This is a genomic window from Pseudomonas sp. DD1 (genome assembly GCF_044510355.1).
GTDB classification, from domain to species: Bacteria; Pseudomonadota; Gammaproteobacteria; order Pseudomonadales; family Pseudomonadaceae; genus Aquipseudomonas; species Aquipseudomonas shahriarae.
The window spans coordinates 760,119-774,387 of sequence record NZ_MSAJ01000011.1 but is presented as its reverse complement, the minus strand read 5'-3'; the positions used below and the strand labels follow the sequence as shown (position 1 = coordinate 774,387).

The following is a 14,269-nucleotide window of genomic DNA, read 5'->3' as shown; positions in this document are numbered from 1 at the left end:
GGCTGCTAATGACGCCTTCGCGAGCAAGCCCGCTCCCACTTTTGACCGCATTTCAGGGGTCGAGCTCGATCAAGTGTGGGAGCGGGCTTGCTCGCGAAGGGAGCGACTGGGTCTAAAGTCAGCCCTCGCGCTCCATATCAACATGGGGAATCCCGACTTCCAGGAATTCCCCGCTGACGATCTTGAACCCCAACCGCTCATAGAACGGCGCGGCATACACCTGTGCGCTGAGGAACTGCCGGCTCTGGCCGCGTTTCTCGGCCTCGCCAATCACCGCTTCCATCAGTTTGTCGCCGACCTTCAGCCCGCGCCAGTCCTTGAGGACCGATACGCGACCGATCTCGCCGCTGGGCAGCAGGCGCGCCGTGCCAATGGGGAAGTCGCCTTCGAACGCGAGGAAATGCATGGCTCCGGCGTCGTCTGCGTCCCATTCCAGCTCAGGTGGAACCGATTGTTCAGCGATAAATACCGCTTCACGAATGCGCCGAATCTCGGCGATATCCTTTTGCCAGTCCGCGACACTTACGTGAATTTTATTCATCGGCAAACCCCAGGCTTCCTTGCTTGACCAGTTCGCACAGCAGGTCGCGGCCATCTTCATCAATCAGCCACGGGCCCAGGTTGTCGACGTGCAGGGCGTCGGCCGCGCAGATCAACTTCAACAGCTCGCGCAGTTTGCCCGGCAGGTAACGGCTCTGGCCGCTGGCGAACAGCAATACATCGTCGTCCACTTCCGACCAGGCCAGGCGCGCGCTTGGGTTGCGGATCAGGACTGCACCGTCTTCCAGGCTGCTGATCACTTCATCCTGCGCCAGCTCTTCGGGGCCGGCGACCAGTTCCGGGTAGCGCGGCTCGGTCATGAATTGGCCGAACCAGGTCAGCAGCATGCGCTCGTCGCTCATGTGTTCGGCCAGCAGGCTTTTCAGGCGGTCGAGGGCGTCGCTCTGGATCTGGTGCGGGTCACTGACGGGCTGGACATCGGCGTCGGTGTAGCGCTCTTCATCCGTCAGGTACTGGCTGAGGAAGTCGGTGAAGTGGGTCAGCACTTCGGCGGCGCTCGGTGCGCGGAAGCCGACCGAGTAGGTCATGCAGTCATCTTCGGCGATGCCGAAGTGCGCCAGGCGCGGCGGCAGGTAGAGCATGTCGCCAGGCTCCAGCACCCATTCGGCGCTCTCTTCGAATTCGGCGAGGATGCGCAGGTCGGCGTGTTGCAGCAGCGGGCTCTCCGAGTTGCACATCTGGCCGATCTTCCAGTTGCGCTTGCCATGGGCCTGCAGCAGGAACACATCGTAGTTATCGAAGTGCGGGCCTACGCTGCCACCAGGGGCGGCAAAGCTGATCATCACGTCGTCGATGCGCCAGCTTGGCAGGAAGCGGAACTGCTCCAGCAGCTCGGCCACTTCCGGTACGAACTGGTCGACCGCCTGCACCAGCAGGGTCCACTCGCGGTCGGGCAGGGTGCTGAAGGCATCTTCGGCAAATGGGCCGCGACGCAGCTCCCACGGGCGCTCGCCGTGCTCGATCACCAGGCGCGACTCGACTTCTTCTTCCAGCGCCAGGCCGGCCAGTTCGTCGGCGTCGATCGGGCTTTCGAAATCAGGGATGGCCTGGCGGATCAGCAGTGGTTTTTTCTGCCAGTAGTCGCGCAGGAATTCCCGTGCCGTGATGCCGCCCAGAAGTTGAAGAGGAATATCAGGATTCATGTGTAACCTATTGAAAAAAAGCACTTTTCAGACGGGAATAAAAACGCCCGGCGCTGCCGGGCGTCTTAAGGGGTCAAGCCGCAATCAGATGCGTTTGGCTTGGTCTACAGCGTTGCCGATGTAGTTGGCCGGGGTCAGCAGTTTCAGCTCGGCCTTGGCCGCAGCTGGCATGTCCAGGCCGTCGATGAAAGTTTGCAGTGCTTCAGGGCTGATGCCCTTGCCGCGTGTCAACTCTTTCAGCTTCTCGTACGGGTTTTCGATGTTGTAGCGGCGCATTACGGTCTGGATCGGCTCGGCCAGGACTTCCCAGCAGGCGTCCAGGTCAGCGGCGATTTTCTGCGCGTTGAGCTCCAGCTTGCTGATGCCTTTGAGGCTGGCTTCGTACGCGATCACGCTATGGGCAAAGCCCACGCCGAGGTTGCGCAATACGGTGGAGTCGGTCAGGTCGCGCTGCCAGCGGGAAATCGGCAACTTGCTGGCCAGGTGCTGGAACAAGGCGTTGGCGATGCCCAGGTTGCCTTCGGAGTTTTCGAAGTCGATCGGGTTGACCTTGTGCGGCATGGTCGACGAGCCGATTTCGCCTGCGATGGTGCGCTGCTTGAAGTAGCCCAGGGAGATGTAGCCCCAGATATCGCGATCGAAGTCGATCAGGATGGTGTTGAAGCGCGCAATGGCGTCGAACAGCTCGGCGATGTAGTCGTGGGGTTCGATCTGCGTGGTGTACGGGTTGAAGCCCAGGCCCAGCTCGTCTTCGATGAAGGCGCGGGCGTTGGCTTCCCAGTCGATCTCAGGGTAGGCCGACAGGTGGGCGTTGTAGTTGCCTACGGCGCCGTTGATCTTGCCCAGCAATGGCACGGCAGCCACTTGCGCGATCTGGCGCTCCAGGCGGTACACCACGTTGGCCAGTTCTTTACCCAGGGTGGTCGGCGAGGCCGGCTGGCCGTGGGTGCGCGACAGCATCGGCACGTCGGCGAAGCGGATGGCCAGTTCGCGGATGGCGTTGGCGGTCTGGCGCATCAGTGGCAGCATCACGTCATCACGGCCTTCGCGCAGCATCAGGGCGTGGGACAGGTTGTTGATGTCCTCGCTGGTGCAGGCAAAGTGGATGAACTCGCTGACCTGGGCCAGTTCCGGCAGCTTGGCCGCTTGTTCTTTGAGCAGGTACTCGATGGCTTTGACGTCGTGGTTGGTGGTGCGCTCGATCTCTTTCACACGCTCGGCGTGCTCCAGGGAGAAGTTTTCCGCCAGGGTGTTGAGTACCGCGTTGGCTTGCGCAGAAAACGCCGGCACTTCGCTGATGGCGGGGTGAGCGGCCAGGCGCTGGAGCCAGCGCACTTCAACCAGTACACGAGCACGGATCAGGCCGTATTCGCTGAAAATAGGGCGCAGGGCCTGGGTTTTGCCGGCGTAGCGGCCGTCAACAGGGGAAACCGCAGTGAGCGAAGAGAGCTGCATGGGGTGTTCTCGGACAGTCGGGCAACGAAATGGGGCGCGTATCATACATGAAAAAATCCGCCGGTCCGTTGCCAACTGACCGGCGTATTACGCGTAACGGCTTGAAAATAGCCCGTGGCTGCGACTTATTCGTTGCGCATCAACGGGTAAAGCTCTTTGAGCAATTTGCGACGGCTGATGACCAACTGCCAACGATGACCGCCCAACTGCCGCCACAACCGCGCCGAACGGATACCGGCCAGCAGCAGGGCGCGGATTTTCGAGGCGTTGTTGGGCTGTTGCAGGTTGCGCATGTCGCCGTGGACCTGGATCCGCTGGCGCAAGGTGCTCAAGGTGTCCTGGTACAAAGCGCCACAGGCGGCGATCACGTTCTCGTGGGCCGGGCCGAAGTGCTCGACCTGGGACTGGATCTGCGGCAGGCGCTTGCCGATGGTTTCCAGCAGGTCGTCGCGCTTGGCCAGTTGCCGCTCAAGGCCGAGCATCGACAAGGCATAGCGCAGCGGCTCGCGTTGCAGGGTGCTGGGGTCGCGCTCGAGGGCGCCGATCAGCGCCCGATAACCTTCACGCAGGCTCAGGTCGTCGCCGCCGTACACATCCAGGGTGTCCTTCGGGTCGACCACCAGCAGGCTGCCGAGCATGCAGGTCAGGCCGGCCTCGGTGACCTGGCCGGTCTTGGCGATCTTATCCACCAGCACTGCGGCGAGAAACACGCCGCCCAATGCCGTCAATTGCTCCTGGGTCGGGCTCATGCCGGGGTGCTCCAGGGCTCGGCGACTTCAATCACGCCGCCCCCCAGGCAGATCTCACCGTCGTAGAACACCACGGACTGGCCGGGCGTGACCGCACGTTGCGGGTCATCGAAGGTGGCACGGTAGCCATTGGCGGTTTTTTCCAGGGTGCAGGGCTGGTCGCTCTGGCGATAGCGCACCTTGGCGGTCAGGCGGCGCGGAGCGCTCAGGTCGATCGGGTTGACCCAATAGATCTCCGAGGCCAGCAGCGCGCCGGAGAACAGCAGGGGATGCTCGTTGCCCTGGCCGACGATCAGCACGTTATGTTGCAGATCCTTCACCAGCACGTACCACGGCTCTTCACCAGCGTCCTTCAAGCCGCCAATACCCAGGCCCTGGCGCTGGCCGATGGTGTGGTACATCAGGCCGTGGTGACGGCCGATGACTTCGCCTTCGGTGGTCTTGATCTCGCCCGGTTGCGCCGGCAGGTACTGCTTGAGGAAGTCACTGAAGCGGCGTTCGCCGATAAAGCAGATCCCGGTGGAATCCTTCTTCTTGGCGGTGGCCAGGCCGTGTTTCTCGGCAATCTTGCGCACTTCGGGCTTTTCCAGTTCGCCCACCGGGAACAGGGTCTTGGCGATCTGTTCACCGCCGACGGCGTGCAGGAAGTAGCTCTGGTCCTTGTTCGGGTCCAGGCCCTTGAGCAATTCGGTGCGGCCATCAACATCGTGACGGCGCACATAGTGGCCAGTGGCAATCAGGTCGGCGCCGAGGATCATGGCGTAGTCGAGGAACGCCTTGAACTTGATTTCGCGGTTGCACAGGATGTCCGGGTTCGGCGTGCGACCGGCCTTGTATTCGGCCAGGAAGTGCTCGAACACATTGTCCCAGTACTCGGCGGCGAAGTTGGCGGTGTGCAGCTTGATGCCAATCTTGTCGCACACGGCCTGGGCGTCCGCCAGGTCGTCCATGGCGGTGCAGTATTCCGTTCCATCGTCTTCTTCCCAGTTCTTCATGAACAGGCCTTCCACCTCATAACCCTGCTCCATGAGCAGAACGGCGGAAACGGAAGAATCCACGCCGCCGGACATACCGACGATGACGCGCTTCTTTTGTGTGTCAGAAGGGGCTGGATCACGCATAGGGTTTCAACGGGTGTCTTTAAAAAGGACGCGATTCTAGCAGGCCCGAGCCCGCAAGGCTAAAGAGAAGGACGGATCAATTCGAGACTGTGGCAGTGGCCGGCCAGATAATCGTCAATACAACGCATGATCAGCTCGCTGCGCCAGTCATCGCGCAAGGCCATCAACTCGTCACGGGTCAGCCAGCGGGCGCGCACGATGCCTTCGTCCAGTTGATAGTCCGGGTGGTGTTGCAAGGCCTTGGCGATAAAGCACACGCGCTGGTAGGTCACGCCATTGCTGGGGGCGGTGTACAGATAGATACCGACGATGCCGGTGGCTTCAACGTCCCAGCCGGTTTCCTCGAGGGTTTCGCGCACGGCGGCTTCGGTCAGGGTTTCGTGCGGGTCGAGATGGCCGGCAGGCTGGTTGAGCACGGTGCGGCCGCCCTTGAGCTCTTCGACCATGAGGAAGCGGCCATTGTCTTCGACGATGGTGGCGACGGTGATGTGGGGTTGCCAGGTCATAGCGGCCTCGAATTCGGTGGGGTTGGGCCTAATCAGTGTGGGAGCTGGCTTGCCTGCGATGGCGGTGGCTCGGCTACATCTGTACCGACTGGCAGACTGCTATCGCAGGCAAGCCAGCTCCCACATTTGCTCGGTTTTTTTCATTAAAACGGTGTTGGGCACAAAGAGAAACCCCGGCACATGGCCGGGGTTTGTGATGTCGCCCTACAGCATTACTTCAATGCAGCAATCGCCGCATTGAGGGTAGCGCTCGGACGCATAGCCTTGCTGGTCAGCTCAGGATTCGGCGCGTAGTAGCCGCCGATGTCCACTGGCTTGCCCTGCACGGCGTTGAGTTCGGCAACGATGGTTGCCTCGTTCTCGGCCAGGGTTTTTGCCAGTTGAGCGAACTGCGCCTGCAGCGCGGTATCTTCAGTCTGGGCGGCCAGGGCTTGTGCCCAGTACAGCGCCAGGTAGAAGTGGCTGCCGCGGTTGTCGATGTTGCCGACTTTGCGCGATGGCGACTTGTTGTTGTCGAGGAACTGGCCGGTGGCCTGGTCCAGGGTCTTGGACAGTACCAGGGCTTTCGGGTTGTTGTAGTTCACACCCAAATGCTCAAGGGAGGCTGCCAGGGCCAGGAACTCGCCCAGGGAGTCCCAACGCAGGAAGTTTTCTTCCAGCAGTTGCTGCACGTGTTTTGGAGCCGAACCGCCAGCGCCGGTTTCGAACAGGCCGCCACCGTTCATCAGCGGCACGATCGACAGCATCTTGGCGCTGGTGCCCAGTTCCATGATCGGGAACAGGTCAGTCAGGTAGTCGCGCAGTACGTTGCCGGTCACCGAGATGGTGTCCAGGCCCTTGCGGGTGCGTTCCAGGGTGAACTTCATCGCGTCGACCGGCGACATGATGCGGATGTCCAGGCCTTCGGTGTTGTGGTCTTTCAGGTAGGCCTGAACTTTCTCGACCACGACGCCGTCGTGGGCGCGCAGCGGGTCCAGCCAGAAAATTGCTGGCGTGTTGCTGGCGCGGGCGCGGTTGACGGCCAGTTTGACCCAGTCCTGGATCGGCGCGTCTTTGGTCTGGCACATGCGGAAGATATCGCCGGCTTCAACCGACTGTTCCATCAGCAGCTTGCCCTTGCTGTCGGTGACGCGGACTACGCCGTCAGCCTTGATCTGGAAAGTCTTGTCGTGGGAACCGTACTCTTCGGCTTTCTTCGCCATCAGGCCAACGTTTGGCACGCTGCCCATGGTGGTTGGGTCGAAGGCGCCATTAGCCTTGCAGTCTTCGATGACCGCCTGGTAGATGGTGGCGTAGCAGCGATCCGGGATCACGGCCTTGGTGTCGTGCAGCTGGCCGTCGGTGCCCCACATTTTGCCGGAGTCACGGATCATGGCTGGCATCGAGGCGTCGACGATCACGTCGCTCGGCACGTGCAGGTTGGTGATGCCTTTGTCGGAGTTGACCATCGCCAGGGAAGGGCGAGCGGCGTAGACCGCCTGGATGTCGGCTTCGATCTGCGCTTGCTGGTCGGCCGGCAGGGCCTTGATGCGAGCGTACAGGTCGCCGATGCCGTTGTTCAGGTTGAAGCCGATCTGTTCCAGCACGGTAGCGTGCTTGGCCAGGGCGTCTTTATAGAACTCGGCAACGATCTGGCCGAACATGATCGGGTCGGAGACCTTCATCATGGTGGCTTTCAGGTGAACCGACAGCAGTACGCCTTGTTTCTTGGCGTCTTCGATTTCGGCGGCGATGAAGCTGCGCAGGGCGTTCTTGCTCAGCACGGCGCTGTCGAGGATCTCGCCGGCCAGTGCGGTGGTCTTTTCTTTCAGGACGGTGGTGCTGCCATCCTTGCCGATCAGTTCGATCTTGACCGCATCGGCGGCTTCGATCTGTACGGCTTTTTCGCTGCCGTAGAAGTCGCCGTTGCTCATGTGAGCGACGTGGGACTTGGAGTCAGCAGCCCAGGCACCCATTTTGTGCGGGTGCTTGCGCGCATAGTTCTTGACCGACAGTGGGGCGCGGCGGTCGGAGTTGCCTTCGCGCAGGACCGGGTTTACGGCGCTGCCCTTGACCTTGTCGTAACGTGCACGGGTTTCTTTTTCCGCGTCGGTGGTTACGGTTTCCGGGTAGTCCGGCAGGGCGTAGCCCTGGGCCTGCAGTTCCTTGATCGCGGCTTGCAGCTGCGGGGTCGAGGCACTGATGTTAGGCAGCTTGATGATATTGGCTTCGGGGGTCACGGCCAGGGCGCCCAGTTCGGCGAGGTGGTCCGCAACGGCCTTGGTGCCCAGTTGCTCGGGGAAGCTTGCGAGGATGCGCCCTGCGAGGGAGATATCGCGGGTTTCCACTTCAATATCAGCGGAAGCGGTGAAGGCCTCTACGATAGGCAGCAGTGAATAGGTGGCGAGGGCTGGGGCTTCGTCGGTGAAGGTATAGATGATCTTCGAGCGGGTGGGCATATTCGGATTAACTCTCTTCTTTGCTAAAAGCGTGCGCGGAAACTCGAGATGCGCCGGGTAAAGCGCGTTCGTTCAAAGTCATCCATGAGCCGAATGTCGATGTTTCTTCGCGGTGATGTTGGGTTGCATCAGTCGAGCGTCAAGCGGGTGGGCTACGGTGGCAGCCCGGCTTTTTCAGGCGCAGGTGCTCGATATAGAGCGGTCGGCCGTCGTGACTCTTTGGTCAGCGGCGGCATTATACATAGGTCGCTATGCTTACGCCGAGCCTTCATACAAAAGGTGGATCGTCCATTGGTCTAAAGGTCGCATGGACCGGATTGCGCCTAAAGTCGCACGCAGTGCTCAAGTTTGGCATTTTTCCCTTTTGTTTCAAGGTTGTAGGCGACTAAATCTACCGTTTTCGCAGCAAATGTACGGGGTGCAAGGTTCCAGTCCACATTCAACTGGAGTAGGCTCGGGCACAGCCAGATGTTCAATCCACAAACGGAGTTCAGCATGGGATACAAGAAGATTCAGGTTCCGGCAGTCGGCGACAAAATCACCGTCAACGCAGACCATTCTCTCAATGTTCCTGACAACCCGATCATTCCCTTCATCGAAGGTGACGGTATTGGCGTCGACATCAGCCCGGTGATGATCAAGGTGGTCGATGCAGCTGTTAACAAGGCTTACGGCGGCAAGCGCAAAATCTCCTGGATGGAGGTGTATGCCGGCGAGAAGGCGACTCAAGTTTACGACCAGGACACCTGGCTGCCCCAGGAAACCCTGGATGCGGTCAAGGACTACGTGGTTTCCATCAAGGGTCCGCTGACCACGCCGGTCGGTGGCGGTATCCGCTCGCTGAACGTTGCCCTGCGCCAGCAGCTGGACCTGTATGTCTGTCTGCGTCCGGTGCGTTGGTTCGAAGGTGTGCCAAGCCCGGTCAAGAAGCCAGGCGATGTGGACATGACTATCTTCCGTGAGAACTCCGAAGATATTTACGCCGGTATCGAGTGGAAGGCCGGTTCGCCCGAAGCAACCAAGGTCATCAAGTTCCTCAAAGAGGAAATGGGTGTCACCAAGATCCGTTTCGACCAGGATTGCGGGATTGGCATCAAGCCGGTTTCCAAAGAGGGCACCAAGCGCCTGGCGCGCAAGGCCCTGCAATATGTAGTGGATAACGACCGTGAATCGCTGACCATCGTGCACAAAGGCAACATCATGAAGTTCACCGAAGGTGCCTTCAAGGAGTGGGCCTACGAAGTGGCGGCCGAAGAGTTCGGCGCGACCCTGCTCGATGGCGGGCCGTGGATGCAGTTCAAGAACCCGCGCACCGGCCGCAATGTGGTGGTCAAGGATGCGATTGCCGACGCCATGCTCCAGCAGATCCTGCTGCGCCCGGCCGAATATGACGTGATCGCCACCCTGAACCTCAATGGTGACTACCTCTCCGATGCCCTGGCGGCAGAAGTGGGCGGTATCGGTATTGCACCGGGCGCCAACCTGTCCGACACCGTGGCGATGTTTGAAGCCACCCACGGTACTGCGCCTAAATACGCGGGCAAGGACCAGGTCAACCCGGGTTCGCTGATTCTGTCGGCGGAAATGATGCTGCGCCATATGGGCTGGACCGAGGCGGCCGACTTGATCATCAAGGGCACCAACGGGGCGATTTCGGCCAAGACCGTGACCTATGACTTCGAGCGCCTGATGGACGGCGCCAAGCTGGTGTCGTCGTCGGGCTTCGGCGATGCGTTGATTTCGCATATGTAAGTCGAAGGCTATGAAAAACGGCCATCCTGATTGCTCGGGATGGCCGTTTTTTTATGCGTGGTATCTGCTCGGTGGCGGATCAGGCCGTTTGTTTCTTTTTCGAATGAGCGGATTTATCTGCCTTGTCGTGCCTGTCTTCGTTGGTTTTTCCAGGCTCGGCTGCGCAGATGGCGACAGCATGCAGGCCCTTGGGTCCCTGGACGATTTCAAAGGACACTAATTGACCTGCTTTAAGGGTCTTGTATCCGTCCATCGTGATCGCCGAGTAATGCGCAAAAAGATCATCCTCTTTGCCGTCTTCGTTAATGAAGCCGTAGCCCTTGGCATTGTTGAACCATTTGACCTTGCCACTGATCTTGACGCCAGACATACCCATATCCCTCTGCACCAGACTCCATCACTGGAGTATCATCCAGTTTATCCGTCCTAACCCGAATAAATAAGGTTGACTGCGCGGACCTTTTTTACCCACTGTGGGTTCTATTGGTTGTAACACCGTTTTGCCGATAGTCAAGGTGACCAGTCGGTCGGAGTTGAATTTCTGACAGGTCGCCCCCATCACTGTAAATGCACAACAGACGAACCTTTCTTTCATGCATGCATTCAGCCAGATTCGACTAACATTCAATCAGGATCGCCCGGATCATCTAGAAGACGATGACGGTTCTGCAGGCATCGCTGTTCAAGAGGCCAAGCCTGCTTTACAGGCGCCGCCGATGTACAAGGTGGTTTTGTTCAATGATGACTACACGCCGATGGATTTCGTCGTCGAAGTACTCGAGGTGTTTTTTAATCTGAACCGCGAGTTGGCGACCAAGGTAATGCTGGCCGTTCACACAGAAGGACGGGCAGTATGTGGAGTGTTTACCCGCGACATCGCCGAGACCAAGGCCATGCAGGTCAACCAGTACGCCAGGGAAAGCCAGCATCCGCTACTCTGTGAAATCGAGAAGGACGGTTAACTCCGACCACTTGGGTATGAGGTGAAGCTATGTTAAACCGCGAGCTCGAAGTCACCCTCAATCTTGCCTTCAAGGAGGCCCGTTCGAAGCGTCATGAATTCATGACCGTCGAACACCTGCTGCTGGCACTTTTGGATAACGAAGCTGCCGCCACCGTTCTGCGTGCGTGCGGCGCCAACCTCGACAAACTCAAGCATGACCTGCAGGAGTTCATCGACTCCACCACGCCACTGATCCCCGTGCATGACGAGGACCGTGAGACCCAGCCAACCCTGGGCTTCCAGCGGGTGTTGCAGCGTGCTGTCTTCCATGTGCAGAGCTCCGGCAAACGCGAAGTGACGGGCGCCAATGTCTTGGTTGCCATCTTCAGCGAACAGGAAAGCCAGGCCGTGTTCCTGCTCAAGCAGCAGAGCGTGGCGCGCATTGATGTCGTCAACTACATCGCCCACGGCATCTCGAAAGTGCCAGGGCATGGCGATCATTCCGAGGGTGAGCAGGATATGCAGGACGACGAGGGCGGTGAGTCTTCTTCTTCAAGCAACCCGCTGGATGCCTACGCCAGCAATCTCAACGAACTGGCGCGCCAGGGGCGGATTGATCCGCTGGTGGGGCGTGAGATGGAAGTTGAGCGTGTTGCGCAGATCCTCGCGCGTCGTCGCAAGAACAACCCTTTGCTGGTGGGCGAGGCGGGCGTGGGCAAGACCGCGATTGCCGAAGGCCTGGCCAAGCGCATTGTTGATAATCAGGTGCCTGACTTGCTGGCCAACAGCGTTGTCTACTCCCTGGACCTGGGCGCGCTGCTCGCCGGGACCAAGTACCGTGGCGACTTTGAAAAGCGTTTCAAGGCGTTGCTTGGCGAGCTGAAAAAGCGTCCGCAGGCGATCCTGTTCATTGATGAAATCCACACCATTATTGGCGCCGGTGCGGCTTCCGGTGGGGTGATGGATGCGTCCAACCTGCTCAAGCCGCTGCTGTCTTCGGGTGATATCCGTTGCATCGGCTCGACCACGTTCCAGGAGTTTCGCGGGATCTTCGAAAAAGACCGTGCACTGGCGCGTCGCTTCCAGAAAGTCGACGTGTCCGAGCCTTCGGTCGAAGACACTATTGGCATCCTGCGGGGCCTGAAAGGGCGTTTCGAAGCGCACCACGGCATCGAGTACAGTGATGAGGCGCTGCGTGCGGCCGCCGAGCTGGCCTCGCGCTACATCAACGACCGGCATATGCCCGACAAGGCCATCGACGTGATCGACGAAGCCGGGGCCTACCAGCGCCTGCAGCCGGTAGAGAAGCGTGTGAAGCGCATCGAAGTGCCGCAGGTCGAGGATATCGTGGCGAAAATCGCGCGAATTCCGCCAAAACACGTCACCAGCTCCGACAAAGAGCTGCTGCGTAACCTGGAGCGCGACCTCAAGTTGACAGTGTTTGGCCAGGATGCAGCGATTGACTCGCTGTCGACGGCGATCAAGCTGTCCCGGGCTGGCCTCAAGTCGCCGGACAAACCGGTGGGATCGTTCCTGTTTGCCGGGCCTACCGGCGTCGGCAAGACCGAAGCGGCGCGGCAGTTGGCCAAGGCTATGGGCATTGAGCTGGTGCGGTTCGACATGTCCGAATACATGGAGCGGCACACCGTGTCGCGCCTGATCGGTGCGCCTCCGGGCTATGTCGGCTTCGATCAGGGCGGTCTGTTGACCGAGGCGATTACCAAGCAGCCGCACTGCGTACTGCTGCTCGATGAAATCGAAAAGGCCCACCCGGAAGTCTTCAACCTGCTGCTGCAGGTCATGGACCACGGGACCCTGACCGACAACAACGGGCGCAAGGCGGACTTCCGCAACGTGATCGTGATCATGACCACCAACGCCGGTGCCGAGACGGCCGCGCGGGCTTCCATTGGCTTTACTCATCAGGATCACTCTTCCGACGCCATGGAAGTGATCAAGAAGAGCTTCACGCCGGAATTCCGCAACCGCCTGGACACCATTATCCAGTTTGGTCGCCTCAGCCATGAGGTGATCAAGAGCGTGGTGGACAAGTTCCTTACCGAGCTTCAGGCGCAGTTGGAAGACAAGCGCGTGCAGCTGGAGGTGACGGAAGCGGCACGCAGCTGGATCGCCGAGGGCGGCTACGACGCGGCAATGGGCGCCCGCCCAATGGCGCGTCTGATCCAGGACAAGATCAAGCGGCCATTGGCCGAAGAGATCCTGTTCGGCGAGCTCTCCGACCATGGTGGCGTGGTGCATATCGACTTGAAGGATGGCGAGCTGACCTTCGACTTCGAGACCACTGCTGAAATGGCCTGATCGCAACACAACAAAAAGGCGCTTCGGCGCCTTTTTGCTATTTCTCAAGCGCTGCAATCAAAATGTGGGAGCGGGCTTGCCCGCGATAGCGGTGTATCGGTGCCAGATGTATTGCCTGACACACAGCTATCGCGAGCAAGCCCGTTCCCGCATTAATTTTATAGCGCGCACAAAAACGCCCGGCATAACCGGGCGTCTTGTATTGACTTGTTTAGCGAGCGCGGTAAGTGATGCGCCCTTTGCTCAAGTCATAGGGCGTCAGCTCGACGCGCACTTTGTCACCGGTAAGAATACGAATGTAGTTCTTGCGCATCTTGCCGGAGATATGCGCGGTTACGACGTGCCCATTTTCCAACTCCACACGAAACATGGTGTTGGGCAGGGTGTCGACGACAGTGCCTTCCATTTCGAAGCTGTCTTCTTTCGACATGCAGTAAAGCCCTCGGTATCCAGTGAATGGCCCGGTGCAACTGCGCCAGGCAAAAGCGGCGTGCATTGTGCCCGAAAAAGGGTGTTTAAGCCAAGGGGTTCTAGTTAAGCGTGACCCATCTTTGATTAATTAGCAGCTCAATGGGCCGATATTGGGTCTTGTAATTCATCTTTTTGCAGTTTTTTATCCAGTATCCGAGGTACACCGCGTCCAGGTTTTGCCGGGAGGCTTCACTGATTTGCCACAAAATCGCAAAGCGCCCGAGGCTGCGGCGCTCTTCGGCGGGTTCGTAAAAGGTGTAGACCGCCGATAAGCCATTGGGCAGCAGGTCGGTGACCGCGACCGCCAGCAGCCTTCCCTCAAGGCGGAATTCGTAAAAACGCGAGAACGGCAGGTCGCGCACTAGGAACGTGGAAAACTGGTCACGACTCGGTGGGAACATGTCGCCGTCGGCGTGGCGTTGTTCGATATAGCGCTGGTACAGGTCGAAGTACTCTTCGCTGAAGCCGGGCTTGGCGGGGGTCACGATCAGGTCGGCATTGCGCTTGAGGATGCGTTTTTGATTGCGATCGGCTAAAAATTGCGCCACGGGGATACGCGCCGGCACACAGGCGTTGCAGTTCTGGCAGTGCGGCCGGTACAGGTGGTCGCCACTGCGCCGAAAGCCCATCTCTGACAGGTCGGCATACACATGCACGTCCATCGGCTGGCTGGGGTCGAGGAACAGCGTAGTGGCCTGTTCTTCGGGCAGGTAGCTGCAAGAGTGGGGTTGAGTGGCATAAAACTTCAAGCGCGCCAACTCGGTCATGATCAACCCTCGGATAAGCTTTGAAATAAGTGTAAGCCAGGTGCG

The 14,269-nt window shown here is 59.4% G+C and carries 13 protein-coding genes; 3 read left to right on the top strand and 10 right to left on the bottom strand.

Features of this window, described 5'->3' with window-relative positions; translation table 11 throughout:
- Positions 1–118: 118 nt before the first annotated feature.
- From PSFL_RS11455 to PSFL_RS11425, 7 genes are all read right to left on the bottom strand, one after another.
- Positions 119–541 (bottom strand): GNAT family N-acetyltransferase, encoded by a 423-nt coding sequence (locus tag PSFL_RS11455; RefSeq protein ID WP_057441403.1) that lies wholly within the window; start codon positions 539–541, stop codon positions 119–121.
- Positions 534–1,703, bottom strand: coding sequence for a JmjC domain-containing protein (locus PSFL_RS11450; protein WP_397470060.1), 1,170 nt, complete (start codon positions 1,701–1,703; stop codon positions 534–536). Before PSFL_RS11450 ends, PSFL_RS11455 begins: the two co-directional genes overlap by 8 nt.
- Before the next feature lie 84 nt (positions 1,704–1,787).
- A complete protein-coding gene (gene purB, locus PSFL_RS11445; protein WP_038441746.1) occupies positions 1,788–3,158 on the bottom strand; it encodes an adenylosuccinate lyase in 1,371 nt (456 codons plus the stop codon).
- Positions 3,159–3,283: 125 nt separating this feature from the next.
- Positions 3,284–3,907, bottom strand: coding sequence for a high frequency lysogenization protein HflD (gene hflD / locus PSFL_RS11440; RefSeq protein ID WP_005789104.1), 624 nt, complete (start codon positions 3,905–3,907; stop codon positions 3,284–3,286).
- Positions 3,904–5,028, bottom strand: a complete 1,125-nt coding sequence (mnmA, locus tag PSFL_RS11435; RefSeq protein WP_170044288.1) for a tRNA 2-thiouridine(34) synthase MnmA — start codon at positions 5,026–5,028, stop codon at positions 3,904–3,906. The genes hflD and mnmA overlap by 4 nt, the downstream gene beginning before the upstream one ends.
- A gap of 59 nt (positions 5,029–5,087) precedes the next feature.
- Complete coding sequence (locus PSFL_RS11430; protein WP_397470059.1) at positions 5,088–5,534, bottom strand: NUDIX hydrolase; 447 nt, start codon at positions 5,532–5,534, stop codon at positions 5,088–5,090.
- A gap of 212 nt (positions 5,535–5,746) precedes the next feature.
- Positions 5,747–7,972: an NADP-dependent isocitrate dehydrogenase gene (locus tag PSFL_RS11425; RefSeq protein WP_115128477.1), complete on the bottom strand. Its 2,226-nt coding sequence runs from the start codon at positions 7,970–7,972 to the stop codon at positions 5,747–5,749.
- A gap of 495 nt (positions 7,973–8,467) precedes the next feature.
- Between PSFL_RS11425 and icd the strand changes: the two genes are divergently transcribed.
- On the top strand, positions 8,468–9,724 hold the full coding sequence (gene icd, locus PSFL_RS11420) for an NADP-dependent isocitrate dehydrogenase (RefSeq protein ID WP_057441442.1): 1,257 nt from the start codon (positions 8,468–8,470) through the stop codon (positions 9,722–9,724).
- A 79-nt stretch (positions 9,725–9,803) separates the two neighbouring features.
- Here icd and cspD read toward each other — a convergent pair whose 3' ends face one another.
- Positions 9,804–10,094 (bottom strand): cold shock domain-containing protein CspD, encoded by a 291-nt coding sequence (gene cspD / locus PSFL_RS11415; protein WP_120734442.1) that lies wholly within the window; start codon positions 10,092–10,094, stop codon positions 9,804–9,806.
- Positions 10,095–10,317: 223 nt separating this feature from the next.
- On the opposite strand from cspD, the gene clpS reads away from it, so the two are divergent.
- Positions 10,318–10,686, top strand: a complete 369-nt coding sequence (clpS, locus tag PSFL_RS11410) for an ATP-dependent Clp protease adapter ClpS (RefSeq protein WP_029293391.1) — start codon at positions 10,318–10,320, stop codon at positions 10,684–10,686.
- A 29-nt stretch (positions 10,687–10,715) separates the two neighbouring features.
- Positions 10,716–12,986, top strand: coding sequence for an ATP-dependent Clp protease ATP-binding subunit ClpA (clpA, locus tag PSFL_RS11405; RefSeq protein WP_057445275.1), 2,271 nt, complete (start codon positions 10,716–10,718; stop codon positions 12,984–12,986).
- 211 nt (positions 12,987–13,197) lie between these two features.
- Here the strand turns inward: clpA and infA are convergent, their stop codons facing one another.
- The gene (infA, locus tag PSFL_RS11400) at positions 13,198–13,416 is read right to left on the bottom strand and encodes a translation initiation factor IF-1 (RefSeq protein WP_002553999.1); all 219 of its coding nucleotides are present in this window, start codon (positions 13,414–13,416) and stop codon (positions 13,198–13,200) included.
- Between the two features lie 100 nt (positions 13,417–13,516).
- Positions 13,517–14,224, bottom strand: a complete 708-nt coding sequence (locus PSFL_RS11395) for an arginyltransferase (protein ID WP_057441413.1) — start codon at positions 14,222–14,224, stop codon at positions 13,517–13,519.
- Between the last annotated feature and the right edge of the window lie 45 nt (positions 14,225–14,269).

What these genes read in the sequence shown, in the direction of transcription:
- mnmA (WP_170044288.1), bottom strand. Translation starts at nt 5,028, where the DNA reads ATGCGTGATCCAGCCCCTTCTGACACACAAAAGAAGCGCGTCATCGTC.
- PSFL_RS11395 (WP_057441413.1), bottom strand. Translation starts at nt 14,224, where the DNA reads ATGACCGAGTTGGCGCGCTTGAAGTTTTATGCCACTCAACCCCACTCT.
- icd (WP_057441442.1), top strand. Translation starts at nt 8,468, where the DNA reads ATGGGATACAAGAAGATTCAGGTTCCGGCAGTCGGCGACAAAATCACC.
- clpS (WP_029293391.1), top strand. Translation starts at nt 10,318, where the DNA reads ATGCATGCATTCAGCCAGATTCGACTAACATTCAATCAGGATCGCCCG.
- clpA (WP_057445275.1), top strand. Translation starts at nt 10,716, where the DNA reads ATGTTAAACCGCGAGCTCGAAGTCACCCTCAATCTTGCCTTCAAGGAG.
- PSFL_RS11450 (WP_397470060.1), bottom strand. Translation starts at nt 1,703, where the DNA reads ATGAATCCTGATATTCCTCTTCAACTTCTGGGCGGCATCACGGCACGG.
- cspD (WP_120734442.1), bottom strand. Translation starts at nt 10,094, where the DNA reads ATGTCTGGCGTCAAGATCAGTGGCAAGGTCAAATGGTTCAACAATGCC.
- PSFL_RS11430 (WP_397470059.1), bottom strand. Translation starts at nt 5,534, where the DNA reads ATGACCTGGCAACCCCACATCACCGTCGCCACCATCGTCGAAGACAAT.
- PSFL_RS11425 (WP_115128477.1), bottom strand. Translation starts at nt 7,972, where the DNA reads ATGCCCACCCGCTCGAAGATCATCTATACCTTCACCGACGAAGCCCCA.
- hflD (WP_005789104.1), bottom strand. Translation starts at nt 3,907, where the DNA reads ATGAGCCCGACCCAGGAGCAATTGACGGCATTGGGCGGCGTGTTTCTC.
- PSFL_RS11455 (WP_057441403.1), bottom strand. Translation starts at nt 541, where the DNA reads ATGAATAAAATTCACGTAAGTGTCGCGGACTGGCAAAAGGATATCGCC.
- purB (WP_038441746.1), bottom strand. Translation starts at nt 3,158, where the DNA reads ATGCAGCTCTCTTCGCTCACTGCGGTTTCCCCTGTTGACGGCCGCTAC.
- infA (WP_002553999.1), bottom strand. Translation starts at nt 13,416, where the DNA reads ATGTCGAAAGAAGACAGCTTCGAAATGGAAGGCACTGTCGTCGACACC.